Consider the following 26,050-nt stretch of genomic DNA (forward strand, 5'->3'; position numbering starts at 1 on the left):
GTCCCATTTCATCTGTCAATGAATAAACTAGAAAGACTCCTCTTATCGAGAAGTCTTTTTGCGGCGGCTTTTAAATGTATATTCACTCACATGAAATACCATGATACAAAAAAATAACCATGCTGCACCAATGGAAAAACCGGCTATCACATCACTTGGATAATGGACACCAAGATAAATCCTTGTTAACCCAATTAGAATAACAATGGACCCTGCTGCCAGTGCAGCAATCGTTTTTTTCCATTTCCCTTTTATGAGCCGGAATAACATAAACGATACCGCGCCATAAAAAATAAACGAACCCATTGAGTGGCCGCTCGGAAAGCTGTACCCTCCCTGTTCAATTAAAGGCAAAACATCGGGCCGCTGCCGTTTAAAAAATTCTTTTAGCAAACTGTTAAATAACCCGCCAAGCGCATTCACGAATATGAAAAAAAGCGCCCATCCGTATCGTTTTCGAATCGCTAAAAAAAGTGAAATTAAGACAGTTGCAGCGGTAAAAAATTTGACTGATCCAAGCTCCGTAATAAACACCATCCGCGCAGTTCGACCTTCGTTAATCCAGGATTGCACAACGTTAATGACCGCGGTATCAAATGTCTCCACTTCTTTTGCACGCAAAGCATCAACCACTTCAAAAAATGCCCATGTGAAAAAAAGCAAGAATGCAAGCAGCGAACCGTAATACACAAACGTACGCCAATTTTTCTTATCCAATCACCATCTCCCTTTCCTTTTAAGACATATATAATCATGAACTCGAAAAAAATCCGGGGAATTCCCGGATTATAAAACATGTTCATTTAAATAAGATACTACTTCTTCACGCAATTTTTCATACGCTGTTTGTTCAGCAAATTCTTTTCGACCTTTTAGCTGAAAATCAATTGGACTATCCAGTTCTAACTGAACGACCGCTTCAAACATATACGTACCGTTTCCAATCAGATCAATTGAGTAACGATCCTGCTCGTGTTTGTGTACTTCGCAGCGAACTTTCCCACCGTTATTATATACTTCAACAGGCACCTCAATTTCATTTAGTCCAAGCTGGCAGGTAGTGAGAGTGGAGGCAGACATCGCTGTACCGCATGCATTCGTGAACCCGACACCCCGCTCAAAGGTGCGTACATAAATCACGCCTTTTTCGATCGGGTGGACAAAGCTGACATTGACACCGTCCGGACAAATGGCATTTGGACTGTTCAGCATTTCCGAGATTCGTTTTTGTTCACCGGACGCGATAAGAGCACGGTCTCCAACGGCAATCAGATGAGGATTTGGAACCGCAACAGCCGTGAAAGGAATGGAATCTGACAGCTCCGGCACAATCTCATTGAATAAACGGTCTTTTCCGATCGTCATTGGCAGGGACTCAAGATCAAACAACACCGGAGAAATTTCAACACGGTAAGCTGGTACACCTTCATAAATGTCACCGTCACGTTTTACATACAAATCCGCTTTATTTGTCTCAACGACAATCTCATCACGCTCTAATTTATCCAGCACGTAACGGCCGTGAAGACGAAGGCCATTTCCGCACATCGATGCTTCCGAACCGTCCGAATTAAAAATACGCATTTTTGCGTCTGCATGCTGGCTTTCCATAACGAAGACAATTCCATCTGCACCAATCCCGGTTTCCCGGCTGCAAAGCGCCAGCGCCAAGTCATGCCGATTTTCTTCTGTAAATGTATAACCGTGTGTCCACTCATCAATTAATAAAAAATCGTTCCCTGACCCATGGCCTTTTATAAATGATAATTCCAACAAAATCGCCTCTTTCAACTCGTCATTTTTTATAGTATAACAGAGAAATCATGTTCGTGGCATTCAACACGAGGAATGCCGGACATGTGTTATTTTTTGAATAAAAAAGCTGCCGGCTTCGAAGTGAAACCAAAAAGTTAGACACTTTTATTCAGTTAGGCAGTACTTTGGGTAACGTCCCATTTTTTATGTAGTACGTCCAGTTTAAACGCAAGCAATAGGATGTATACCGTTGTCGAACGCTTCATGTACTTCATGTTGTTTCACCCTGTTACTTACTACAGTCATACTCACATGAAGAATTTTGATAGAGAGTCGATCCTTTCTTTTCCCGGTTGATACCTTAACACGGCCTGTATTTTTTTCTTTTGTAAATTTGGTCATAGAAAAACTGCACCTCCAGTTGTTAGATGACTAACCATGGGGGTGCAGTTCACTTTATCCGGTCAGCTTTTCGACTCAATGAGTCTATTACGCGTTAAAAGAACGAAGCAGGTTGGCCATTTCAATTGCCGAAACAGCCGATTCCCAGCCTTTGTTTCCTGCTTTTGTGCCGGCACGTTCAATCGACTGCTCGATTGTATCCGTTGTAAGCAATCCAAAAATAACAGGTACACCCGTTTGCATTCCTGCCTGCGCGATTCCTTTCGCCGCCTCATTGCAAACATAGTCAAAGTGAGCCGTTGCGCCGCGAATAACTGCACCAAGCGTAATAACCGCATCGTATTTTCCGCTCTCTGCCATTTTTTTCGCCACGAGCGGCAATTCAAACGCACCTGGCACCCAAGCAATATCAATATTTTCTGCTTCCACACCGTGACGAATGAACCCGTCTTCTGCACCGCTAACAAGTTTGTCTGTAATAAAGTCGTTAAAACGCCCGGCAACGATCCCTACTTTTAACCCTTTGCCAATTAAATGTCCTTCGAACGTTTTCCCCATTTTATCTCTCTCCTTCAGTTAAGTTTAAAATATGACCAAGCTTTGAAATTTTCGTCTTCAAATAGTTACGGTTATCATCATTTGGAGGCATTTCAATTGGAACACGTTCGGTGACGTCAATGCCATACCCCTTTAGTCCAGTGATCTTGCGCGGATTGTTCGTAAGCAGCTTCATTTTTGAAATACCGAGATCCTGCAAAATCTGCGCACCTATGCCGTAATCGCGTAAATCATCTTTAAAGCCAAGCTTGACATTTGCTTCAACTGTGTCATAGCCCTGCTCTTGCAGCTCGTACGCTTTCAGTTTATTAATAAGCCCGATACCACGGCCTTCTTGACGCATGTACAAAAGGACACCGCGTCCTTCTTCCTCAATTTGACGAAGCGCCGCATGAAGCTGAGGACCGCAGTCACAACGGTGTGAACCGAATATATCGCCCGTTAAACACTCAGAGTGGACGCGGACAAGTACCGGTTCATCACCCGAAATATCTCCTTTAACGAGAGCGATATGATCCTGTCCCGTCAATTCCTCTTCATAACCGACCGCTCGAAATTTCCCAAAGTCGGTCGGAAGCTGAATGTCCGCTTCACGGCGAATAAGTGACTCGTGTCCACGTCGATACTCAACGAGCTGTTCAATTGTGATCATTTTCAGCCCTTGGTTTTCTGCCATGATTTCTAGTTCCGGCAGCCGTGCCATCGTACCGTCCTCATTCATAATTTCACATATAACGCCTGCTGGTTTTGCCCCGGCAAGTTTCGCCAAATCAACCGCTGCTTCTGTATGGCCTGTTCGGCGCAGCACTCCCCCGTTTTTCGCAACGAGCGGGAAAATGTGGCCCGGACGTTTAAAATCGGACGGCACTGAACGTTCATCCACTAATGCACGAACGGTATCCGCTCGTTCAAATGCGCTGATACCCGTCGTCGTAGATATATGGTCAACACTAACGGTAAAAGCCGTTCCGTGGCTGTCTGTATTATGCTCCACCATCGCATGAAGCTGAAGGCGATGGGCAATGTGTTCATCTACAGGCACACAAATTAAGCCGCGCCCTTCTTTTGCCATATAATTAATCATGGCGCCGTCCGCAAATTCAGCAATCCCGACAAGATCACCTTCGTTTTCACGGTCTTCATCATCGACAACGATGATCACTTTGCCATGTTTTAAATCTTCAATGGCTGATTCAATGTCTGAAAACATGGTGTTTCCCCCTTATAAATAGCCGTTTTCCTTTAATAAATCCATAGTGACGCCTTTCGATGGTGCTTCCTTTTTCTCAAGCATATTGCCGACATATTTGGCGAGCATATCACACTCAATATTGACTGTGTCGCCAACACCTTTCGATGCGAGAACCGTTTCATCACGGGTATGCGGGATAAGAGACACAGTCAAATCGGTTTCAGTGACACCGAACAAAGTGAGTGACGTACCATCAAGTGCAACTGAACCTTTATAAAGAAAATAGCGTTCAAGATGTTCTGGAAACGATATTGTAATATACAGCGCGTTTTCTTCCTGTCTTTTAGAAGTAATATGCCCAACTCCATCGACATGGCCTGAAACAAAATGACCGCCAAAACGGCCATTCGCCGCCATCGCCCGTTCTAAATTGACTGAAGAACCCGGAGTCAGCACAGACAATGCCGTCGTTTTAAATGTTTCCGGCATGACATCCGCTGAAAAATGCGTTTTCGTGAAAGTTGTCACGGTTAAGCAGACGCCATTAACAGAAATACTGTCTCCAAGTTGCACATCCGTCAGTACTTTTTTCGCTGCAATGGTTAACTGGAGTGATTTCCCTCCGCGGACAATCCGTTCAATTTTGCCGATTTCTTCAATAATACCAGTAAACATTACATACCCCTTCTTTCGGCCACAATTTTCAAATCGGGACCGATCATCTCGACCGATGTAAAGTCAATCGCAAGTGCTTCGTCCATCGTCGAACCACCTAGACCACCAAATGAAGATGGTGCGGACTTGCCGCCAATGAGTTTTGGTGCCATATACATAATGAGCTTGTTAAACGATCCAGCGTCTAAAAACGAAGCGTTTATTTCAGCACCCGCTTCCACGAACAATGTCATGATGCCCATTTTACCTAGTTCATCAAGCACCTTATCAATTGACATGTGAGAAAGACGGATCACCGTAACGCCTTCATCTTCAAGCTGTCGCTGTTTTTTTGTCTGTGCATCACTCGCACAAAAAATAATTGTTTTCGCTTCTTTGTTTTGAATAATGTGGAAATCAACCGGTACGCGCAAATGCGTATCCAGCAGCACCCGAATGGGATGTTTTCCTCCGTGAGGCAGTCGGGAGGTGAGGAGCGGGTTATCGAGCAGTACGGTTCCAATGCCCGTTAAGATCGCATCGTGTTGGGATCTTAGAAGATGTACATCTTCTCGTGCTTCATCACTTGTAATCCAGCGGCTATGTCCTGTATGGGCAGCCGTTTTGCCGTCGGCGGTGACAGCAGTTTTAATCGTTACATATGGACGTTTCGTTTGAATAAAATGAAAAAATGGTGTTAATAGTGCAATTGCTTCCTTTTCACAAATACCCGTTGTCACTTCAATACCGGCAGCGCGTATTTTCTCAATTCCTTTACCTCCAACAAGGGGATTAGGATCAACTGCGGCAATAAACACGCGGCGAATGCCTTTCTCAATCACGAGATTCGCACACGGAGGCGTTTTACCGAAATGCGCACACGGTTCAAGTGTGACGTATATGTCAGCACCTTCTGCTTCAGCACCGGCCTGTGCGAGTGCGTTTACTTCCGCATGGGCTTCCCCGGCTTTTAAATGGGCACCCATTCCAATCACCCGTCCGTCTTTTACAACGACAGCGCCAACCGGTGGATTGGGCGACGTTTGATAGGCAGCTCCTTTTGCGAGCGACAGGGCAAGATTCATATAGTATTCTTCTTGCATGAGTACTCTCCTTCTATTTAAAAATTCCGCCAAAAACCATGAATTACAAACGAAAGCCCCATATTGTCAACAATAAGGGGCATTTTTTGCAACAAGAAAATAAGCGTTTTGTTCGTGATAGAAAAATCACAAAACGCATCTCGTCCTTTCCTCCCATCCAGACTTTCACTGTCGGCTCCGGAATTACACCGGATCCACCGCATATATGCGGGTCACGGACTAAGGGCTTGCTGCCCATCACCGCCGGTCGGGAGTTGCACCCTGCCCCGGAAAGGTAGTATTCGAATGTTGCATTTATTATGAACTTTTTTTGTTCTATCTGTCAAGCAAGTGAACTTGTCTTTTCATTCCGATGATGGCTCCAAATATGTACAGACCCAACCTGGCGGGATGATTGTTTTTCATGACTGCAGCATTTATCTAACCGGACCAGAGGTACATGTACTATCTGGTAATCTTTGTCCCTTTGTCGGCAAAAATAAATTGAAGTTTTCCGTTTCAGACGATGCACACAGGGTATTCAAAACGCATACAATAGTAATCAGAGCAAGGGTAGTAATGGAAGTACTGTACGAAAAACCGTCCTTTCTTCACGCACTCATTTTGCAGACAGGATATCCTCATTGCCCAAAGTTCAACATTTTTTCCCAACTGCTACTGCGATCCACGTAATAATGGATACTTTTTCACAGAAAACACCCCTTGAAAATGAGTGATAATTTGCATTATTCACTAAAAAAAATGTCGTCGAAAAAATTTTATTTTCACGTTTAAAACCTATTTTCAAATGGGTAAAAATTTTATATTATGAGGTTACAGCGACATGTGAATGATAGTTGTATATGGGAAGGCAAATGGTGCGCCACCGGTTTCTTCAATCGGTTCTAATGGGTTCGATTCCCATCCCGGAATTTTTTGTGGACAGGCTGAGTTGTGACGGTCTTGTTGAACTCTATAAAAAATTTCGAGGGCGAATCGGACATTAATGAACCGCTATGCCCTCAGTATGTAAAAAAGGAGGGATTTACAATGTTGAAGAAACGCGATGTTCATGAAAGTCATGCTTTGTTTGATTTGATGACGCACCCGGAGGTCTTCCCCTTCGTGCGCCATAAAGCAAAATCTTATGAAGAGTTTGTGTTTGTCACGAAGCAATATATTGAATCGGAGGAGCGCGGGGAATTAATCTCCCGGACCATTCTCGATGAATGGGGCAGCCCGATTGGCACAATTAACCTTTATGACATCGAAGAGAATGCCGGCTTTCTTGGCACTTGGCTGGGCAAGCCTTATCATGGAAAAGGATACAATGAGCCGGCAAAAGAAGAGTTTTTTAAAGAATTATTTTATGAGTCAGGCATCGAATCTATTTACATGGCGATTCGAAAGGTAAATATCCGCTCACGCAAAGCAGCGGAAAAACTGCCGTATGCAGTCCCAGCGAATGAAACGCGCCCAGACGTGTATGCAAAGTTAAACAAAGATGACATTGTGTTTGATTTATTCGAAGTTCCGAAAGACCTCTTCACGCTTTATTTGATGCGCAAACAGCAGGAAAACGAACAGGCTATGGAAGCGTAACAACCTTTCCAGAATCCCTCGCGCGTACCTAAACTTCAAATATGAAGCGACTATTCCGTCCATGGATTCCATTCCGAATGACGACAATTTCCCGAAAGGGCCGGTTAGCATTTTGCAGCCGGTCCTTTTCAATTCCTTCAAAACATAACAACCTATACAATAGCCCATGATAGTAAGTATTGAATGCTTGGGCTGAGGAATCATAAGAGTATCATCACTTACTTTTTTAAGGAGGCACATTCATGAACGATCAAAGAAAACAACAAACTCAGCAAAATGAAATGAATTATCGCAACTTTCAGAGCAACAAGGGATTAAGTAAAAAAAATAACGGGGGCGGCTGGGAAAAACCCATCATTCTTTCGTTGTCTCTGCTATACATTTTTATGAACTATAAAAAAGCAAAGTCATAAAACATGAATCGAATTCTCTCCCATTTTTTCATAAAATCACTTATTTTTGTATATATTTTTCTAAAAAGGATAAACTGCTATTATTCCCCCTATTTCAGTAGCACTTTCCAACCCGTTTTGCCGAGACTTTCTCGGCTTTTTTTATTCCTACGCGTCAAGCAATTTCCTTTCCGTAAGCTGATGAAACCATTCTTTATCTCCAGTGAAAATGGCCAGGTCGATCAAACTATCCCAATCCTCTTTCTCCAATGTAACATCCATGTGCGATACGCTGTCCATTGAGCACGTCGCCCGAATAGGTTTTTGCCAAACTGGATGGCCCTTCACATAGCTGGCCACTTTTGTTATAAAGATCAAATCCCTCGAAAACGAAATGTTCTCAATATACCCAATTACAAGTGTATTATTTGATACCGCATAAACCCAATCACCGTAATTAAACATAGCGAAGCCGCCTCCTGCATTTCAAGTAGTACCTTTTCGACTTGTAAAAAATGTGAAATCTTCTTTTACATCATATGGCTTGTTATTTCTCCAAATGACCTTGTCCCACTCCTTCCTTTTCCAATTCCCTATGTAAAAGCCTATAAATCGTTTATTTCCAAGAAAGTGAATTTCTATAACCAGCACTTCTTTTTAAAAAGAGACGATAAAAAGATGCGTTTACTTGCGGCTAGCAACTTCCCCCGTGATCCATTACAATTAACGGTATCATGACAAAAAGGAGTTAATGCAATGGGAACGAGACGGAACATGTTTTTTTCTTATAAAAATGATCCTGCGAAACAAAAGGATATCGAGAACTTAATGTCCATTGCAAAGGATCAGGGATTTGAAATTGTCACGAATCAGGAAGAAGCGAATATTATCGTCGCAGTAGGCGGTGACGGAGCATTTTTGCAGGCAGTTCGTAGGTCTGGGTTCCGTGATGACTGTTTATACGTAGGCGTAACCGATGAAGAAGAAGCAAGCTTGTACTGTGATTTCAATCTTCATAATACGGAAGAAATGATCGAAGCCGTTCACACAGCAGGAGTTTCGGTGCGCCGCTATCCGGTCATTGACGTCCACTTAGATGGACACACTCATTTCCATTGTTTAAATGAATTGTCTGTCCGGTCGTCTATTATTAAAACGTTCGTGATCGATGTGTTTATTGACGAGCTGCATTTCGAAACGTTCCGCGGCGACGGGATTGTGGTCGCCACACCGACTGGCAGCACCGCCTATAACCGATCATTGAACGGCGCTGTTGTCGATCCGCGCATTTCGTGTATGCAAATAAGTGAAATCGCCTCACTCAATAACAATCAATTCCGCACACTCGGTTCATCGTTTATTCTAGGCGACAGTCGAAAATTGACACTCCAAATCGTACAGGATGGCAATGATTATCCGATTATCGGTCTTGATAACGAAGCACTAAGCATACAAAACATAAAAAATATCGAAGTTGAAATGTCCGGAAAAATCATTAAAACCGTTAAACTAAAAGACAATTCCTTCTGGCATAAAGTACAGCGTACCTTCCTATAAAAAGGGATGCTTAAAGCCCCTTCTACAAAGGAAGAAAAAATAAAACAGGAACATAGCGTTGGCAAAGTATCCTATGCAAGGCCGGTTAATTACAAAGTGGGACGGAAAAGCAGTCTTGAAGGCCGAATTTTTGAAAAATAGGCCGGAAAAATATGCCCGATGGCCGAAAAAAAATTATTTCGGCCCACGCATTACAGAATCCGGCCTAAAATGAAATATTCCGGCCTTTATTACCATTAATAAACTACTTTATTTAATTAAAAAAAGCGGTCCGACCATTTTCTGTCGAGCCGCTGCTTTTTTATTTAAAATAACCGTCATTGGTTTTATGGGATAGAAATAATCAGCATAATAACAACTATATCTATTAATAATCCCCTCTTTTCAGTGTTTAATTTAACACATCCAAGAGGGATAGGGTCAAAAGAGGCTATGCATCAATAATCAACCATTTACGATATCTTTTCGTCAATTGCCTCTGCCTTTCCGGCCGAGATTAGAGTTGCGGTTTGCCCCTTTCATTGGATCTTCACCAGCAGCAAATTCCGCGGTATAATCCATTTCATCAACATTTTTCTTCGGGGTTTTAGTGTACTTTTCAACAGCATTTCTTGAAGCTTTCCGCTTAACCATCTTACCATCTCCCTTTCGAGTGTTATGAAGCACCGTTAGATTTCCCGATTCTTGTGTTCATATTCCAGTGGGAGCGCAAATGATTTCACGCTAAACCCGAAAGACAAATCCCCTCTTTACTGGCTTACTCAAGATAAAAGCCCAAGAACAGCAGCACTACCGCCACCATTCCTGGACTAACGTTTTCCGTCTATTCATATTCCCCAATAATCTTAACGGCTTTTTCAGTTATGTCCGTATCAACCGCTTCGTCAAAGTTGAATTCTCCCTTTATAGCGCCGTTTTTCTTGTACATTTCATACTGATCGCGGATGTCATCGACGAACATCTCGCCATTTGGATCAAGTCCTGTGACGAAAACTTCTTCCCACACCGCGGTATCTTTTAGCGCGGTGTACTGTGTCATAATGTCAATTATTTCGTCTTTTCCTTCACCTTTTTTGAAAGCATCGTTATAATCACGGACTCCTTTTAAATACGCGGCCATGAAGCGAAGCGACACATCCTGTTCTTCCTCCATGAATTTTGGCGATCCAAGGACCATCGCAATTTGTGCTTCGGGGGCGAAATCTGTTGCATCACCGAACCGAACATGAATGCCTTCTGATACACCTTGTGTAATGAGCGGTTCAATTTGCAGCGCTGCGGCAATGGAGTCATTTCCAATGGCCGCGAGCATGTTGCCAAAGTCCGGCATGAGAACAAATTCAACATCGTCTTCCTTCAGACCCGCGTGTTCGAGCATTTTACGAAAAATGTAATCATCGACAGCGTGTTCCGTGGAAACGGCTATTTTTTCTCCTTTCAAATCGCTATAGTCTTTTATTTCATCCTGCTTATCAACATCTAGCACAAATGTAAAATACGATTTTCCTTTTACATTGTGGCCTTTATCGGCAATAATTTTTACATCTATCCCCTGGGCAATGGCGTTGAAAAATGAGGCGGATGAAATGCCTCCTGCAATATCGACCTCACCGGATGCGAGAGCCGGCAGCATATCATCACTATTCGAAAATGTGGCAAACTCCACTTCAATGTTGTAGTCATCAAAATACCCTTTTTCTTTTGCGATATAAAAGCCCGCGCCTGACGCAGAACCATCCTCGGCAATGACCACTTTCGTCTTCTTGCTTAAAGGTGCTAAATCGCCTGACGGATTGTCTTTGCTTACGTCGTCATTGACTTTCACTGTTTCCCCTCCCGTACATCCCGCCAGCAAGAAGAAAACACCCAGCATCCCCAGCCACTTTTTCATCGATACTCCCCCTTTACAATCTAGACCCTTGCACTTCCACCTGTAAATGACCCCAAATATCTATAAACTTTGAAGCCATTTCCGGATTGGATCGGATGTCTTCCAGTTTTCTTGGGCGCGGCAAATCGACTTTTATTTCTTCCATAATCTTGCCGGGCTGCGCACTCATGAGCAGCACCCGGTCACTTAAGTACAACGCTTCGTCTATGCTATGAGTGATAAACAACACCGTTTTCTTTGTTTCCGACCAAATGGATAATAGTTCTTCCTGCAAAATATATCGATTCTGCTCATCCAGAGCTCCAAACGGTTCATCCATCAGCAAAATTTCCGGATCGTTTGCAAATGCTCTCGCAATGCTGACCCGCTGCTTCATCCCGCCGGACAATTCTTTCGGGTACATATTTGCGAATTTTGCCAGGCCCACTTTATTCAAAAAATAGGTTGTTCGTTCTTTTACATACGATTTCGGCAAATGACGCATTTTAAGCCCAAACGCTACATTTTCCTCAACCGTTAACCAAGGCAGAATGCCCCGCTCTTGAAACACCATGGACTGGTTTGGACGTTCTATAGTACTTCTTTCAATTTTGAAGTCACCCGAACTCTGGTTTTCAAGGCCCGCTAGTATGCGAAGCAGTGTTGTCTTTCCGCAGCCGCTCGGTCCAACGAGGCAAACAAATTCTCCCTCTTCGATATCGAGTGAAATGTTCTCAAGCGCCGTGACACTGTTTTGTTTTTTATAAAACACTTTCGTCAATTCACGAATCGATATTTTTGGGTTCGCGCCCACGTCCTCACCTCCACGGGATTAGTTTTCGCTGCATCCATCTTAAAAATAATGAAAATATATAGCCAAAAAACGAAATAAGAATCAATCCAACAAACATTTCTTTTAATAAAAATGCACTGTAAGACGTCCAAATCAAATACCCGATTCCTGACCGCGCGCCCATCATTTCAGCGGCGACGATCGTAAGCAGCGCGATAGCCTGCCCCATCTGAATTCCTTCCAGCATGACGGGGAGCGAGCCAGGCAAAGCGATTTTCAAAAAGAACTCTTTTCTGCTGGCTCCATAGTTTTTTGCAACATCCAGGTAAATGGAGTCAATTGAGATGACACCAGCAACTGTATTGATCACGACAGGAAAAAAAACACTTCCCGCAATGGTGACGACTTTCGATCCTTCACCAATACCAAAAATAATTAAAATAATCGGCAATAAAGCAAGCGTGGGAATTGGCATTAACGCCATAATAATAGGAGAAATAAAATGTCGAATTGGTGCATACAAGCCCATACACAAACCGAGGATGATTCCAGGGATGACGCCAAGCAAGAAACCGCCGATGATTCGAGATAAGGAAATAGTTATGTGATAATACAATTCACCGCTTTTAAGCATTTCAATAAATGTCGTAATAATGGCCGTCGGTGGCGGGAAAAAGCGGGCATCAATCAGGCCGCTTTGAGATAAACATTGCCAAATAAGCAAAAGACAAATTGGAGAAACGATCGTTAACGACGTTTTTAATCTCTGTTGGGTTTGTTGTTTACGCCATTCTTGTTTTTCCGTTTCGATTGATTTTTTTATATCTTTCATTTTCACCACCCCTTCATCAAAATAATATGTAGGCGTCCGAAAATGTGTGCAAGAACCGCATTAGAAATGAAAGGGTGTTTTTTTTACATAACGGAAGGGTAACATAAAAATATTTAAGACCATCGCTTTCGGGTTGATATCAATACCGATTGAAGGCTGGACAATTTTGATCACGGAGGGCAAATGATGGAACAGAAGCCGAACAAACGTATTCAATTACATGACTTTAACAACTTGACAAAAACGCTTAGTTTTAATATGTATGATATATGCTGGACCAAGACAAAAGAAGAACGGGAAGCCTATATTGAGTACATAGATGAACAATACAATGCCGACAGATTAACGAATATTTTAAAAAACGTAACGGATATTATAGGCGCACACGTGTTGAATATTGCAAAGCAGGACTACGTACCTCAAGGAGCCAGTGTGACCGTTTTAATCTCCGAAGGCCCCATTGTCGAGGTACCCACAGAATCTTTCGAGGAATCCCCTGGTCCTCTTCCTGAATCGGTTGTTTGTGCATTGGATAAGAGTCATATAACCGTTCATACGTATCCGGAATACCATCCGAATGAAGGGATCAGTACCTTTAGGGCAGATATTGATGTATCTACTTGCGGTGAAATTTCGCCCCTTAAAGCACTAAATTATCTTATTCATTCGTTTGATACGGATATTATGACGATTGATTATCGCGTTCGCGGCTTTACAAGGGACATTAATGGAAACAAATTATTTATTGACCACGATATTAGTTCCATCCAGAACTACATACCAGACGATATCAAAAGCCTGTATGACATGATTGACGTAAATATTTACCAGGAAAATATTTTTCACACGAAGTGCAAGCTGCGGGAATTTGACTTGGACAATTACTTATTCGGACATACAAAAGAAGATCTGCATTCTGATGAAATCAAAGAGATCACAAAAAAACTTCATCATGAAATGGATGAAATATTTTATGGAAAAAATATCACTCCAGGTTCTGAGGAAGAGTCATAAACGTTTTTAAATGGGAATAAGCACACCGATGAGTGTGCTTATTCCCGTTTCCTTTATTCTTTTAAAACTCCGTGATTATGGTTTCGGCTGATACGTCCAAACGCGATTATGATTTTTTGTATCCGGGAATTTCTCCCCTGCTTCCAGCTTAATTTTCTGCGGATCGTTTACATTGCTTCCTGTTTCGCCAATTTCAACATAAACTCCATTGTTCGGCGCCTTTTGTCCGGGCTTAAATTGATGATTTTGTCCCACAATGCTCACTCCTTTTTATTGATGCATGATTAGCTTTTCCGATTTAAATTCGGTTTATGAATGATTTTAAATTTAGCAGATAAAATGAAGCGAATAGATAACCAATTATCGTTCCAAGCGTATTCAAAATAACATCGTCAATGTCAGTCCACCTGTTTGGCAGCCATAGTTGAATGATTTCAATCATTATTGAAAATAATGCGCCTATAGCAGCTGTTTTTAAAAAATCTCTATTTAAGATAGAAAGAAAAAATCCAAATGGCACAAATAAAACGACGTTACCCACTGTATTAATGAAAAATCCCTTGGACAGTTCAAATTGTATTGATGTAAAAGCATGTACTTTTACTCCCCCTTCACGAACGCCTATCCCTAAGGTTGCATGGGGGAAGATAGTAAAATAAAGGATAGGTACGATTGATAATAACAAAGCTAGTTTTTTTCCACTTGTTCCTGTCATTTTGTTCTTACCTTATCCTTTTTCTGCTCGGGTGAGAATAAACTGTTTACAACTGAGCCGCTCTGCAGTGTTTGGAAAAAAAACTGAATCCTCTATCTCCTTATATATTCTGGATGTCTGTTCTACTATGCCACTTCCACGCACTTGATATTATGTCTTGAAGCCCCATTTCGGCTTTCCAGCCAATCTCGTTAAATATCTTTTCAGAGGAAGCGACAAGCTGTGCCGGGTCCCCCGCACGGCGGCCAGTGTACACCACATTTGCCGGGCGTCCTGTAATCTGTTCACATGTTTCAATTACTTCTTTAACCGAATATCCTTTGCCGTTGCCCAAATTGTATACAGCCGTATTTAAATGACCATTAAGCAATCCTTGTAATGCGGCAATATGCGCTTTCGCTAAATCCGTGACATGAATATAATCGCGGATACACGTACCGTCCGTTGTCTCATAATCCGTTCCAAACACCGAAATGCTCTCCCGCTGTCCGAGCAAATGCTCCAGCACAATTGGGATTAAATGTGTTTCGGGATGATGGTCTTCACCAATCTCTGCTGTCTCATAAGCACCGGCTGCATTAAAATAGCGAAGTGCCACGTATTTCAAACCGTAACTCGCTGCAAAATCTGCTAAAATATGTTCAATCATCAGTTTAGAACGGCCGTATGGATTGATTGGATTCGTTGCGGTGTTTTCCGTAATCATATCCACAGCCGGAATGCCATATGTTGCTGCTGTCGAAGAAAAAATAAAATGATTTACATTGTACTTTCTCATTAAACGAAGAAGCGTCAGCGTTGCTGCCACGTTATTGTCATAGTATTTCTGCGGCTTCTCCACTGACTCCCCAACAAGACTGAACGCCGCAAAATGCATAACCGCCTCAATTGGGTATTTTTCAAAAACCTCTGCCAGATCTGCTTCCGAACAGAGGTCTCCCTGTACAAATGCCGCCCGATTATCCACCGCCCACCGGTGGCCTGTCGACAAATTATCCAATACGACAACCTCTTTTGTTTTCACCAGTTCTTTCACTAAATGGCTGCCGATATAACCGGCCCCGCCTACTACCAGAATCATAATGTCCCCCCCCTGAAAATTAAGATAAAACGAACATTCCGTTTTGCCGCCATCCATCTTTAGGCTTGTCCTTTTTATACTATCAATTACAGCAAGCTGTGAATAAAGCAAGTCTTCTTTTGCTCTCATTTTATAACCCGTTATTCCTTGTCAGACAGATACGTTTTGTCTGCATCCGTTTTTCTTTACTTCTAAGCTTGCAAGCCGGCTGTGAAGAAACAATGTGCAGTCATCAATTTCTTTTTGTGTTAAAAGAGGATTGGCAGCATTTTTTTGCTGGGTTGCTTTTTCAATCAATTTAAGCCCTTTTGCATTTTGATCTTTGTATCTCGGAATTAAATGGATGTGAAAATGTCTTACCTGCTCACTGATGACAACTGTATAAACTCTTTCTGCTTTATAATAGTGAGTTAACAAAAAAGAAATATATTTAATGGTTTGGCTGACAGCATTTAATTCTTCTCCGGTTAACTCACACCAGCTTTCCACATGTCTTTTCGGCTCGACGTACAGATAGCCTAAAATATTGGATTGAATTGGGCCGTGGTATACTTGCAACAAAGAATGCTCGTAGATGAAAGGGATGCTTTCATTAGCATGCTTTTGGCATATGAGGCAGTTTTTCATAAAACAGTCCCCTTTTTTAAAAAAATCATACTGAAACGATCAAACGTTATCTTCTTATTGGACAACCTTTGATTTTTGGTGCAAATAGCCTTCCACCAGCTTCTCATAGTCATGCTGGGCATGTAATATTACTTCAATCATTTCCCTGACCGCCCCGTTTCCGCCGGAAGCATTTGTTACGCTGTCAACCCGTTTTTTCAGATACGCTGCCGCATCACTGGGGGCAAATGAGTGCCCAACATTTTTCGCTATAATTGTATCGTTTAAATCATCACCCATATAGCAGATCTGCTGGCGGTTTAATTTTGTTTTTTTCATTAATTCGCGCAAGACAGCCAGCTTATCGCTTATTCCTTGATAAACATAATCAATCCCTAATTCCCGGGAGCGAATCTCTACCGATTCTGATTTACGGCCTGAAATGATGGCAATTTGCATGCCGGCATATTTCGCTAAACTGATGCCCATTCCATCCTTAACATGAAAGCTCTTCATTTCTGTACCATCCGAGCCAATGAACAATTTCCCGTCCGTAAGTACGCCATCAACATCCAAGATAATTAACTTTATCTGTTTTAGCTTATCCATCATTAAATCCCCATTTTCGTTAAGTCATGCATGTGGATCATCGCTATGACCTGTCTATTTTCGTTTACAACTGGAAGCACATTTATTTTATTGTCTTCCATCAGCTTTAACGCTTCGGCAGCAAGCATACTCGTTTTAGCATAAAGTGGATTTTTCGTATGAAATTCCTTTACAAGTTTGTCAAAAATATTGCTTCCGGCCGTTAGTGCCCTTCTAATATCACCATCCGTTAAAATGCCTGTTAAATGGCCGCTTTGATCAACGATGCTAATTGCCCCCAGACCGGAAGCCGTAATGATAAACAATACGTCCTTGATATTATCGTCAATATAAGCGACTGGATTTTTCTTTGTTTCTTGAATAATATCTTCAACTGTCAGCAATAACTGCCTGCCAAGAGAGCCGCCCGGGTGAAACAGGGCAAAGTTTTGGGGTGTAAATCCTCTCGCTTTCAGCAAAGCAATCGCCAGCGCATCCCCTAAAGCCAAAGTCAGTGTCGTGCTTGTGGTTGGTGCTAAACCAAGCGGGCAGGCTTCTTTTACCTTCCCAATGGAAATGGTGATATTTGATTTTTCTGCAAGAGTCGATTGGTCATTCCCAACCAATGTGATAATCTTTGCTCCGATTCTTTTAATAGAAGGCAGTGTCTTTAAGATTTCTTCTGTTTCTCCACTGTTTGAAATCGCGATTACAATATCATCTTCTGTCACCATTCCCAAATCGCCATGGAGCCCTTCAGCTGGATGAAGAAAAAGAGAAGGAGTGCCTGTACTTGCTAAAGTAGCGGCAATTTTCTTCCCGACGATACCGGATTTCCCCATTCCTGTTATAATAACACGATGACTGCACTTTAAGATAAGCTCAATCGCTTGATTCATCTCATCACCAAGATGATTGCCCAGCTCTTTAATAGCACTCGCCTCAATCTCCAGGACTTCTTTTACACTGTCAAGGTAATTCGATTTAGCTTTCATAAAGTTTGTCATCTTATTATCGCTCCTGTAATGAAAAGTTTTTCATCATTTGATCGATTTCTTTAATTGGTTTCAACACTTCCTCCAGCTCCTGGAGCTTAATCATATTGGGGCCGTCTGACCAGGCTTCGTCCGGATTCGGATGCACTTCTGCAAAGAGCGCATCGATTCCGACTGCCACTGCTGCACGCGACAGATTAGGAACAAACTCTCGCTTCCCGCCAGTGGATGTACCGTTGCCTCCCGGAATTTGTACACTATGGGTAGCATCAAAAACAACCGGCACACCTAACTCTCTCATAGCAGGAAGAGACCTCATATCCACCACCAGGTTGTTATAGCCGAATGATGAGCCTCTTTCTGTTAATAAAATATTCTCATTCCCAGACTCCTTGAGTTTTATGATTACATTTTTCATATCCCATGGAGCAAGAAACTGCCCTTTTTTCACATTGATAATTTTATTGGTGTTTGCGGCTGCCACAAGTAAATCAGTTTGACGGCATAAAAATGCGGGAATTTGAATGATATCCAACACTTGTCCGGCCGGCTCTGCCTGGCTTGCTTCATGAATATCGGATGTAACTGGCACGTTAAATTCCCTTTTGACTTTCGCTAAAATTTCTAATCCTCTTTCCAAACCAGGGCCTCGATTGGCGTAAATGGACGAGCGGTTTGCTTTATCGAATGATGCTTTAAACACAAACGGAATATCCAATTTCCGGGCAATTTCTTTAATCGTACCAGCTGTCTCCATCACCAGCTCTTCACTTTCAATTACACAGGGACCTGCTATTAACACAAACGGTTTGTCATTCCCAAAAATAATCTGGTCGTTTAATTTTATTTCGTTCACCGCACAAAACCTCCTAATAGTTCTTCTACTTTTTGAATATCCCCCGGCACATCTACACCAACAGCATCAAATGTTGTTTGAATGACTTTAATGTTGTATCCATTTTCAATAAGGCGCAGTTGTTCAAGCATCTCAATTTCTTCAAGTCTGGACTTCGGCATTTTGATAAAATCCATTAAAATCTGCTTAGGGTAGCAATAAATGCCTAAATGCTTGTAATATGCTGTATTCTCCTGCGTCCTTTTATATGGAATAGGCGACCTGGAAAAGTAAAGGGCATTTTGGTCTTGTCCCTCTACCACTTTCACCACATTTGGATTGATAATATCTTCTTCATTTTCAATTTTTACTTTTGCAGTTATTACACTTTCCGGACTTTTTTTGGCAAGAGAGACGATCTCATCAATTAAGTCCGGATGAATTAAAGGTTCATCGCCTTGAATATTAATGAAAATATCGCCTTCTATTTTTTCAGCCACTTCAGCGATACGGTCAGAACCCGATTCATGATTATCCCTGGTAATCATCACACTGCCGCCAAATGTTTGTACTTCCTCATAAATTTCCGGATGATCCGTCGCCACAATGACATTATCAATCAGCGCAGCTGACTTCACCCGCTGATATACGTGCTCTATCATCGTTTTGCCATGGATCAGTGCAAGAGGCTTTCCGGGAAAACGGGTCGAACCGAAACGGGCCGGAATCACAGCAATGGTCTTCATTGATTTTCAACACCTCTTTTTCAAAATTTTTACTCTTCCACACAAAAAAAAAGAGCCTTCACATATGCTCTTAACCTCTGCTTATTCACATTAAAAAAATTTGTATGCTTTAACCTTAAATTTTTTACAAACCAATATGTAACCTAAAATATTAATAAACGCGACAGACACCATGCTTGCAAACGCTGCACCGTTAATTCCATACAAAGGAATCAATACAAAATTAAGCCCGACATTTAAGAGGCAGGCTCCTAAATTCCCATACAGCTGCAGCTTGGTTTCTCCGGTCATTGATAACATATACCACACACTGCCTACTGCAGTAAAAATAAATTGTCCTATCGCTCTTAAGCTTAGTGATAGATGGCCTGCAATAAACTCTGCTCCAAATAAAAAAAGAATATATTTTGAAAATATAACCAATATTAACACTGTTAATAAAGAGATTATCCCAAGTATTCTAGTAGATTTGATATAAAGATTTTTTACTTCAAGCAGCTTATCAGCCTGATATAAATTTGATATTTTAGGGGCGAATACAGAGTTAAAGATAAGTAAAATCATTGAAGTAAGTGTTGCCACTTGCACTGCTATTTGATATACCCCAACATCAGTTTTTGTCATCATATGCCCAATCATAATTAAATCAATACGATCCATAATAATGCCCAGCATGGAAGAAAAAACAAGCGGGTAAGAATATTTTACAAATTCTAGATCGAAAATGATTTTACCAAATCGATTTTTGTTTTTGTAAAAATAATACATATTAGCGAAAAGAAAAGAACTATATAAAGCGATCAAAATACTAAACATATTCTTCCCAATTAAATAGTAAGCAACAACAGCTGCTATTATACGCAATAACATGGAAAGAAAGCCGTTAATAAAGTAAAACTCTTTAAATTTCCCAGTGTGTCTGTATACACCAAAAAAGATATGCTCCATTGAAAAAAGCCATATCAGCGGCATAAACCATTTAAGATATTGATTTTCGATAAAAACAAGAGAAATGGTTATGATAAGAAACGAAACTATTGTGTTTACTAAAAAACTAAAACTCACATATGTGTTTCCATTTCTAGGCATATAATAGATTAAACCATTATCCAAACCTGCTCTGGCAAAAACCATGAGAAATGTAACCAGGGCGAAAGCATAAGAATATTCCCCAAATAATTCAACACCGTAAAGCCGTGTTAAAATCAATGAAAAAACCATCATTGACAAGGCATAAGCAGCTTTTCCAAAAAGAGAATCTATAAACTTTTTAATAAAATCACTTTGAAAGATATCAATGATATGAATATTGCTATTAACTTTACTAAACAATGAAAAGGCCCCTTTTCATCCAATTTCAATTAAGATTTTTTCTGACTTGTACGTAACGATAAGCAGAAAAAAATGATTACGCCCCTAAAAAATACTGAATTTCCCAATTATTTAAATTGATATGATTGATTTTTCTAAAGATTAAAATTGACAAAACAGGAGGAGTCCACCTTATACCTTATATTTTATATATTTCTTGCCCATACCAGCCCTATTTATAAATTCTTCATATGTTTTCCTCGAGATCTTCCCACTGGAAAAATACTCCATATGCAATAAATAGCTCATAATGTAATTTTTCATTTGCTGATTATTCATGTTTTTATATATGCTGTCACCAAGAAAAGTAACTTTTTTTCCAACTATTCTGCTTTCCAGGCCAACGGTGGAATTAATCGTTATTACTTCACTGCTTTTCTTTATTAATTCAAAGGTATTATTGCTAGAGATAATGATATTTTCTTTTTCTTTCAATTTAAGTACTTCACATATAACATCCTGATTAATTTCAGCTGGATGCATCTTTATTACTAATCTCTTTCTTTTCTCTTTGCTGATCCGAATTGCTTCTTTTAAACCATCAAGAATATTTTTTTTATTGTAATTAAGGATTATTTGGGCATCAGTGCTTACTTGCATTGGAAAAAAGATAAATTCTTCTTTGTAATCAAAAGTATCTGCTTGATATTCAACTTTTTTAAAGGTCTTCATATCGCTAAAATGATAGCTATTTTCTGCTGCTATACCGAAAATTCTTTCTAAATAACAAAAGTTAATTTGAATGAACTTTTTTATTTTTACTTTTGCATCTAAATTTCTAGCCTGCCCAATTTTATGGCTTTTAAACTTTTTGGTTAAATATTCCTCCCTCCAACTATTGTATTCTTTTTCAGTAACTTGATAATTATTTAAAATATTTATATTGCTAAATAAAGATGATTGTTTATCAGTTCCTTGAGGATCTACAAAAGTTCTATCCGGAATGTTTCCATAGCCTACATACAAGGTTTTTATATTATATTTTTCAGCAACATCACTAATTGCTATTTGATTTATTAACCTTCCGCTAGGAATGATTACTAAATCCCATTTTCTTTTTTTGTACTGTTTTTCCATAAATTTTTTAAAAGAACCATAAACCCACTCTGCCTCTTCATGCGTTAGTCTTTTAGTTAGTTCGCTAAAAGAAACTTCATCAAACCGTTCGTAAGTATCTTTTTTTATTAAATATATCTTTTCTCTTTTTATCTTTAAAAATAAATAAATAAATAAATTATTTGCCAAATATTCAATTTCGATATTTTTCTTGTAGAATTCTTCATAAAATCTTTGAAAAAAACCATAATCTTCTGAATTGGATATGTTAATTAAAATCTTCAACGATAAATCACCTCAATTTATCAAATAATTAATTACAAGATTTAGCTGCTTAAAGACCCAACTTCTTTTACTCTCGGATTTTTAAATGATTTCTTGTTTACTATTAATAGAAGAATCAAAAGCGTTAAAATTAATTCGTTTCCTGTTATAAAATCATTGAGCAACATGTAATAAGCCATTAAAGCGCCTATAATTTCGAAATTATTTTTAACATATTTATTCATTATTTCATTAAAAATGAGGATAGCTATCAGGCCAACAATAAAGCCGTACCTATACATTGCCCTAAAAAATGCATTATGAGGTCTATGATGGCTTTGTTCATCCATTGTTGTCCCATTTCCCATCACTAAAAAATCACCTTGCAAAATACGATTAACAAAATCAAGATTAGCAGAGAACCTTGAATAGTTAGAAGAATCGGCAATATTCATTATCCTTTCATATCCACCTGTAACCTGAGTGTAACTTACATGATTAACGTAATAAGAAGATACTAGAAAAATAAAAATAATAGATAACAGGACAATTAAGTGCATCTGTAAAAAAAATCTAAATCTAGATAAGAGATTTTTGATAAATTTAAGAGAGAGGATCTCGAATATTACAACTGCTAAAATAAAATTTCTGCTGAAACTAAAAATCCCGAGTGACAATATAATTAAGGACACTATATTGTTATTGTAATTCCGGAAGAAGATATACGTTAAAAATAAGTAATACCCTGAGATATTAGGGTCCAAAAAACTTCCAGTCAGTCTTCCGTGGATTCGAAATAAAAAGTATTGAATTGGGTAAACAAGGAATATTACTTTTATAAATTTAATCTCTATAGAAGAAAAATTCACATATTCCATTCTTGACAGGATCAGAGCTGATAAAATCCCAATAACGACATAAAAACTAGTGTATTCACCAAAGAAGATTTGTATTACTGATATACCAGTTATTGTGATTAAGTAAAGAACATTAGAAACTTTCATTTCAATGTTTTTCAAATTTAGAACTATGAAAATTGAAAGTATAACTGTTAATAGCATCCTTTGAAAATACCAAGGACCTAAGTAATTTCCAACTTCTTGGTATATACCGTTGTAATTAAATTCCAAAGACTTAGGAAGCAGAAAATATATTATGATAAATGAAAATAATAACGTCTTAAACGCATTTACTTTTACGGTCATTTTTAATACCTTTTTTCAAAATAGACAGTTTTGTAATTATTTAGAGTTAATGAGATATCAAAATTATCAATAATATTTTTCTTAGATTCTTTGCCCATTTCCCGGATAACATTTGTGTTATTTAACAAGAAATTTATTTTATTCGAAGCTTCTTGAGAATCATGGAATATATACCCATTCAGATTTTTATTTACTGTGTCAACATTTCCTGTTGATTTTTTTACCAAAACGGGCTTGTTTAAATACATAGCTTCTAAAACAGAAAGAGGTAGCCCTTCCCATAAAGAAGTTTGGATATATATATCAAAACTTTTTACCTTTTTTAAAACTTCTTCTCTACTTAACCATCCAGTTGTTTCTATGTTTTTGCTTTTTAATTCTGACCTAAGATTCCCCTCACCAATCCACACGAATTGGATTTGAGGAAAATTTTCTGCAATTTCATTAAATAATGAAGGATTTTTTTGATACTCGATTCTCCCAACACTTCCAATAATGATGTTATTTTTTTCTTCTTTTTCTGTATTGCTTCTAAGTAAATCGTTATCGAGTTGAGCAAGGTTAATACCATTATTTATACAGATAACGTTGGAAGAAAATTTTTGTGCTTCTTTTTTTTCAGAATCTGACACCGCAATAACGATTCCCCCTAATCCAGAGAGGATTTTTTCAGCAAATAAGAATATCTTTCTAGCAAACAGCGGCAAGTCCATCCTTAAAAACGCAAGTCCATGAGGGTTGTAGAAAAGCCTGCCTTTATAATTTACTGCCTTAGCAGCAACTCTTCCTACAAAACCCGCTTTAGAGGAATGCAGATGTAAAACATCTGGGTTCTCCTCTTTAATAATTTTCGTCAACTTGACTATTGCTTTAGTGCTATTTTTTAGTGACATGTCCACCGGTATAAACCTGATAGATGAGTGGAAATCTTTTTTAAAGCCAATAGGCGTTTCTTTCCTTTTTGAATAGACAACAATTACTTCATGATCATGAGATAGTTCATTACATAAATCCACCAGAAAGCTGTACACGCCTCCTCCAAAAGCTTCTGTTACTTGAACAATTTTCATTTAAGATTTCCCCATTCTTCTACTCTCTTTAATAAATTCATCACCATTCTTACACTGTAAATTGAATTATTTAATAAGCTCCTTTACGTAGCAAAACAATTTCAACTGTTTTTAATAAAATCCAGGCTTCAAGTTTCATAGATTGATTTTCAACATAATAAAGCTCCACCTCTACACGCTCCGGGTAATGAACCGAACTTCTTCCGCAAACCTGCCAGTAGCCGCTCATTCCCGGCTTAACGGATAAAAATTGATTTGCTTTTTCTCCGTATTCCGCTAATTCATCTTTAATAACGGGACGCGGGCCAATTAAACTCATTTCTCCTTTCAGCACATTAATGATTTGCGGGATTTCATCAAGGCTTGTTTTCCGCAAAAATTCCCCGAATTTTGTAATGCGGGGATCTTCGTGAGGTTCAAGTTTATAGCTATTGTCAATGTACTTTGCATACAATTCTTTGTTTTCTCTCAGCTTCTGGTCTGCATTCATGACCATTGACCGGAATTTGTAAATATAAAACTTTTCTCCGTTTTTTCCAATCCGCTGCTGTTTGAAAAAGACAGACCCTTTATTTTCACCAAACATATAGCAGACTCCTATAAAAAACCATACAGGCATGGTAAGAAGCAGCGCAATGAACGCACCCAAAAAATCGATCAGCCTTTTTGTGGCCGCAAATGCTTTGGAACGGTCTTCGTAACTTGTATAAGTCCCAGCTGAATGAACAGCGGCCATTTCGGAAGCCCCCGTTTGTATATTATCCAACCAACTCCCTGCCCTTCACTTGTTCTACTTTCTCAAGCAAATAGGTTATGAGTTCTTCACTAATATCATGGTCCTGCAGGGCAAATTCAAGTGTCGTTTTTACAAAACCAAGTTTTTCTCCGACATCGTACCGGTTTCCTTCAAATTCATAGGCGAAGACACGCTGGATTTCATTCAATGCCTGGATGGCGTCTGTCAGCTGAATCTCTCCTCCTGCTCCTTTTTGCTGCTTATCGAGAAACATGAAAATTTCCGGGCGCAAAATATAGCGGCCCATGATGGCCAGATTCGATGGCTGTGTGCCCGGTGCTGGTTTTTCCACAAACTGATTTACCTGATAGCGCAGTCCTTGTCTTGAGGCAGGATCGATAATGCCATAGCGGTATGCTTCATGATCGGGCACTTGCTGTACGCCAATAATTGATGATTGTGTCTGCTCGTACTGGTCAATCAGTTGTTTCAAGCATGGTGTGTCGCTTTGGACAATGTCATCGCCGAGCAATACAGCAAATGGTTCATCTCCAATAAAGTTACGCGCGCACCACACGGCATGTCCAAGTCCTTGCGGCTCTTTTTGCCGTATGTAATGAATGTCGGCGAGGTTGGAGGAGTGGCGCACTTTTTCAAGAAGGCCCATTTTTCCTTTTTCACTTAAGTTGCGTTCAAGCTCTGCTGACGCGTCAAAGTGATCTTCAATCGCTCGTTTTCCTTTTCCTGTGACAATAATGATGTCTTCGATGCCAGAAGCAATTGCTTCTTCGACTATGTATTGGATCGTTGGCTTATCGACAATCGGCAGCATTTCTTTCGGCAATGCCTTCGTTGCGGGGAGAAACCGTGTACCGAGTCCCGCTGCTGGTATAATTGCTTTTTTTACTTTTCTCATCATCATTTTCCCCTTTGCAATGTAAATAACAAATGAAAATCCATAGTTTATCTATGTCCTTTCATTCAATATTTAGATATCTTTCTTTTTTGGAAAATAGGGCATCCAACCCTTCCTCACACCGCACGCTTGACGACAGGCGTCTAAGCGCTCCGTATCTTGG

At 39.9% G+C, this 26,050-nt stretch carries 29 protein-coding genes and 1 riboswitch; of the genes, 4 read left to right on the forward strand and 25 right to left on the reverse strand.

The window, feature by feature from the left end:
• Window positions 1-42: 42 nt before the first annotated feature.
• The 6 genes from BTO28_RS13900 to ribD all read right to left on the reverse strand — a co-directional run bounded on the left by BTO28_RS13900 (window position 43) and on the right by ribD (window position 5,664).
• Window positions 43-717 (reverse strand): phosphatase PAP2 family protein, encoded by a 675-nt coding sequence (locus BTO28_RS13900; protein WP_076767296.1) that lies wholly within the window; start codon window positions 715-717, stop codon window positions 43-45.
• Window positions 718-786: 69 nt separating this feature from the next.
• Window positions 787-1,773 (reverse strand): diaminopimelate epimerase, encoded by a 987-nt coding sequence (gene dapF / locus BTO28_RS13905; RefSeq protein WP_076767297.1) that lies wholly within the window; start codon window positions 1,771-1,773, stop codon window positions 787-789.
• Window positions 1,774-2,244: 471 nt separating this feature from the next.
• The gene (gene ribH / locus BTO28_RS13915) at window positions 2,245-2,715 is read right to left on the reverse strand and encodes a 6,7-dimethyl-8-ribityllumazine synthase (RefSeq protein WP_076767300.1); all 471 of its coding nucleotides are present in this window, start codon (window positions 2,713-2,715) and stop codon (window positions 2,245-2,247) included.
• Window position 2,716: 1 nt separating this feature from the next.
• Window positions 2,717-3,925: a bifunctional 3,4-dihydroxy-2-butanone-4-phosphate synthase/GTP cyclohydrolase II gene (locus BTO28_RS13920; RefSeq protein WP_076767302.1), complete on the reverse strand. Its 1,209-nt coding sequence runs from the start codon at window positions 3,923-3,925 to the stop codon at window positions 2,717-2,719.
• A gap of 12 nt (window positions 3,926-3,937) precedes the next feature.
• Complete coding sequence (gene ribE / locus BTO28_RS13925; RefSeq protein WP_076767304.1) at window positions 3,938-4,582, reverse strand: riboflavin synthase; 645 nt, start codon at window positions 4,580-4,582, stop codon at window positions 3,938-3,940.
• Window positions 4,582-5,664: a bifunctional diaminohydroxyphosphoribosylaminopyrimidine deaminase/5-amino-6-(5-phosphoribosylamino)uracil reductase RibD gene (gene ribD, locus BTO28_RS13930; RefSeq protein WP_076767306.1), complete on the reverse strand. Its 1,083-nt coding sequence runs from the start codon at window positions 5,662-5,664 to the stop codon at window positions 4,582-4,584. The genes ribE and ribD overlap by 1 nt, the downstream gene beginning before the upstream one ends.
• 141 nt (window positions 5,665-5,805) lie before the next feature.
• Window positions 5,806-5,942, reverse strand: a riboswitch (FMN riboswitch).
• A 751-nt stretch (window positions 5,943-6,693) separates the two neighbouring features.
• On the opposite strand from ribD, the gene BTO28_RS13935 reads away from it, so the two are divergent.
• Both BTO28_RS13935 and BTO28_RS17200 read left to right on the forward strand, forming a co-directional pair.
• Window positions 6,694-7,245: a GNAT family N-acetyltransferase gene (locus BTO28_RS13935; protein WP_076767308.1), complete on the forward strand. Its 552-nt coding sequence runs from the start codon at window positions 6,694-6,696 to the stop codon at window positions 7,243-7,245.
• Between the two features lie 242 nt (window positions 7,246-7,487).
• Window positions 7,488-7,658, forward strand: a complete 171-nt coding sequence (locus tag BTO28_RS17200) for a hypothetical protein (protein ID WP_158068831.1) — start codon at window positions 7,488-7,490, stop codon at window positions 7,656-7,658.
• Window positions 7,659-7,805: 147 nt separating this feature from the next.
• Here the strand turns inward: BTO28_RS17200 and BTO28_RS13940 are convergent, their stop codons facing one another.
• Window positions 7,806-8,102, reverse strand: a complete 297-nt coding sequence (locus BTO28_RS13940; protein WP_076767310.1) for an IDEAL domain-containing protein — start codon at window positions 8,100-8,102, stop codon at window positions 7,806-7,808.
• 291 nt (window positions 8,103-8,393) lie between these two features.
• On the opposite strand from BTO28_RS13940, the gene BTO28_RS13945 reads away from it, so the two are divergent.
• On the forward strand, window positions 8,394-9,194 hold the full coding sequence (locus BTO28_RS13945) for an NAD kinase (protein ID WP_076767312.1): 801 nt from the start codon (window positions 8,394-8,396) through the stop codon (window positions 9,192-9,194).
• Between the two features lie 468 nt (window positions 9,195-9,662).
• On the opposite strand, the gene BTO28_RS17320 is transcribed toward BTO28_RS13945, so the two are convergent.
• From BTO28_RS17320 to BTO28_RS13960, 4 genes are all read right to left on the reverse strand, one after another.
• On the reverse strand, window positions 9,663-9,827 hold the full coding sequence (locus BTO28_RS17320; RefSeq protein WP_198936778.1) for a hypothetical protein: 165 nt from the start codon (window positions 9,825-9,827) through the stop codon (window positions 9,663-9,665).
• A 190-nt stretch (window positions 9,828-10,017) separates the two neighbouring features.
• Window positions 10,018-11,085, reverse strand: coding sequence for an ABC transporter substrate-binding protein (locus tag BTO28_RS13950; RefSeq protein ID WP_076767314.1), 1,068 nt, complete (start codon window positions 11,083-11,085; stop codon window positions 10,018-10,020).
• Between the two features lie 13 nt (window positions 11,086-11,098).
• The gene (locus tag BTO28_RS13955; protein WP_076767315.1) at window positions 11,099-11,878 is read right to left on the reverse strand and encodes an ABC transporter ATP-binding protein; all 780 of its coding nucleotides are present in this window, start codon (window positions 11,876-11,878) and stop codon (window positions 11,099-11,101) included.
• A 4-nt stretch (window positions 11,879-11,882) separates the two neighbouring features.
• Window positions 11,883-12,689 (reverse strand): ABC transporter permease, encoded by an 807-nt coding sequence (locus BTO28_RS13960; RefSeq protein WP_076767317.1) that lies wholly within the window; start codon window positions 12,687-12,689, stop codon window positions 11,883-11,885.
• A 186-nt stretch (window positions 12,690-12,875) separates the two neighbouring features.
• Here BTO28_RS13960 and speD point away from each other — a divergent pair, with 186 nt between their 5' ends.
• A complete protein-coding gene (speD, locus tag BTO28_RS13965; RefSeq protein ID WP_076767319.1) occupies window positions 12,876-13,703 on the forward strand; it encodes an adenosylmethionine decarboxylase in 828 nt (275 codons plus the stop codon).
• Window positions 13,704-13,778: 75 nt separating this feature from the next.
• Here the strand turns inward: speD and BTO28_RS13970 are convergent, their stop codons facing one another.
• From BTO28_RS13970 to galU, 14 genes are all read right to left on the reverse strand, one after another.
• Complete coding sequence (locus BTO28_RS13970) at window positions 13,779-13,958, reverse strand: YjzC family protein (protein WP_076767321.1); 180 nt, start codon at window positions 13,956-13,958, stop codon at window positions 13,779-13,781.
• 43 nt (window positions 13,959-14,001) lie between these two features.
• Window positions 14,002-14,418, reverse strand: a complete 417-nt coding sequence (locus BTO28_RS13975; protein WP_076767323.1) for a VanZ family protein — start codon at window positions 14,416-14,418, stop codon at window positions 14,002-14,004.
• A gap of 100 nt (window positions 14,419-14,518) precedes the next feature.
• Window positions 14,519-15,499: a UDP-glucose 4-epimerase GalE gene (gene galE, locus BTO28_RS13980; RefSeq protein WP_076767415.1), complete on the reverse strand. Its 981-nt coding sequence runs from the start codon at window positions 15,497-15,499 to the stop codon at window positions 14,519-14,521.
• A 150-nt stretch (window positions 15,500-15,649) separates the two neighbouring features.
• Window positions 15,650-16,126, reverse strand: coding sequence for an HIT family protein (locus BTO28_RS13985; RefSeq protein ID WP_076767325.1), 477 nt, complete (start codon window positions 16,124-16,126; stop codon window positions 15,650-15,652).
• A gap of 54 nt (window positions 16,127-16,180) precedes the next feature.
• Window positions 16,181-16,714 (reverse strand): KdsC family phosphatase, encoded by a 534-nt coding sequence (locus BTO28_RS13990; protein ID WP_076767328.1) that lies wholly within the window; start codon window positions 16,712-16,714, stop codon window positions 16,181-16,183.
• 2 nt (window positions 16,715-16,716) lie between these two features.
• On the reverse strand, window positions 16,717-17,700 hold the full coding sequence (locus tag BTO28_RS13995; RefSeq protein WP_076767330.1) for a KpsF/GutQ family sugar-phosphate isomerase: 984 nt from the start codon (window positions 17,698-17,700) through the stop codon (window positions 16,717-16,719).
• 4 nt (window positions 17,701-17,704) lie between these two features.
• Window positions 17,705-18,544 (reverse strand): 3-deoxy-8-phosphooctulonate synthase, encoded by an 840-nt coding sequence (gene kdsA, locus BTO28_RS14000; protein WP_076767332.1) that lies wholly within the window; start codon window positions 18,542-18,544, stop codon window positions 17,705-17,707.
• Window positions 18,541-19,269: a 3-deoxy-manno-octulosonate cytidylyltransferase gene (gene kdsB, locus BTO28_RS14005; RefSeq protein WP_076767334.1), complete on the reverse strand. Its 729-nt coding sequence runs from the start codon at window positions 19,267-19,269 to the stop codon at window positions 18,541-18,543. Before kdsB ends, kdsA begins: the two co-directional genes overlap by 4 nt.
• A 90-nt stretch (window positions 19,270-19,359) precedes the next feature.
• The gene (locus BTO28_RS14010) at window positions 19,360-20,601 is read right to left on the reverse strand and encodes a flippase (RefSeq protein WP_076767336.1); all 1,242 of its coding nucleotides are present in this window, start codon (window positions 20,599-20,601) and stop codon (window positions 19,360-19,362) included.
• A gap of 171 nt (window positions 20,602-20,772) precedes the next feature.
• Window positions 20,773-21,981 (reverse strand): capsular polysaccharide export protein, LipB/KpsS family, encoded by a 1,209-nt coding sequence (locus tag BTO28_RS14015; RefSeq protein ID WP_076767337.1) that lies wholly within the window; start codon window positions 21,979-21,981, stop codon window positions 20,773-20,775.
• A gap of 41 nt (window positions 21,982-22,022) precedes the next feature.
• Window positions 22,023-22,415 carry a hypothetical protein gene (locus BTO28_RS17015; RefSeq protein ID WP_144289489.1) on the reverse strand — a complete coding sequence of 131 codons (393 nt, stop codon included), beginning with the start codon at window positions 22,413-22,415 and terminating at the stop codon, window positions 22,023-22,025.
• Window positions 22,416-23,167: 752 nt separating this feature from the next.
• Entirely contained in the window at window positions 23,168-24,235 is a 1,068-nt protein-coding gene (locus BTO28_RS14025) for a glycosyltransferase (RefSeq protein WP_076767341.1), read from the reverse strand.
• A 70-nt stretch (window positions 24,236-24,305) separates the two neighbouring features.
• Complete coding sequence (locus BTO28_RS14030) at window positions 24,306-24,971, reverse strand: sugar transferase (RefSeq protein WP_076767343.1); 666 nt, start codon at window positions 24,969-24,971, stop codon at window positions 24,306-24,308.
• 22 nt (window positions 24,972-24,993) lie between these two features.
• On the reverse strand, window positions 24,994-25,887 hold the full coding sequence (galU, locus tag BTO28_RS14035) for a UTP--glucose-1-phosphate uridylyltransferase GalU (protein ID WP_076767345.1): 894 nt from the start codon (window positions 25,885-25,887) through the stop codon (window positions 24,994-24,996).
• Window positions 25,888-26,050 lie beyond the last annotated feature (163 nt).

The organism is Domibacillus epiphyticus (assembly GCF_001975785.1).
Taxonomy (GTDB): domain Bacteria; phylum Bacillota; class Bacilli; order Bacillales; family Domibacillaceae; genus Domibacillus; species Domibacillus epiphyticus.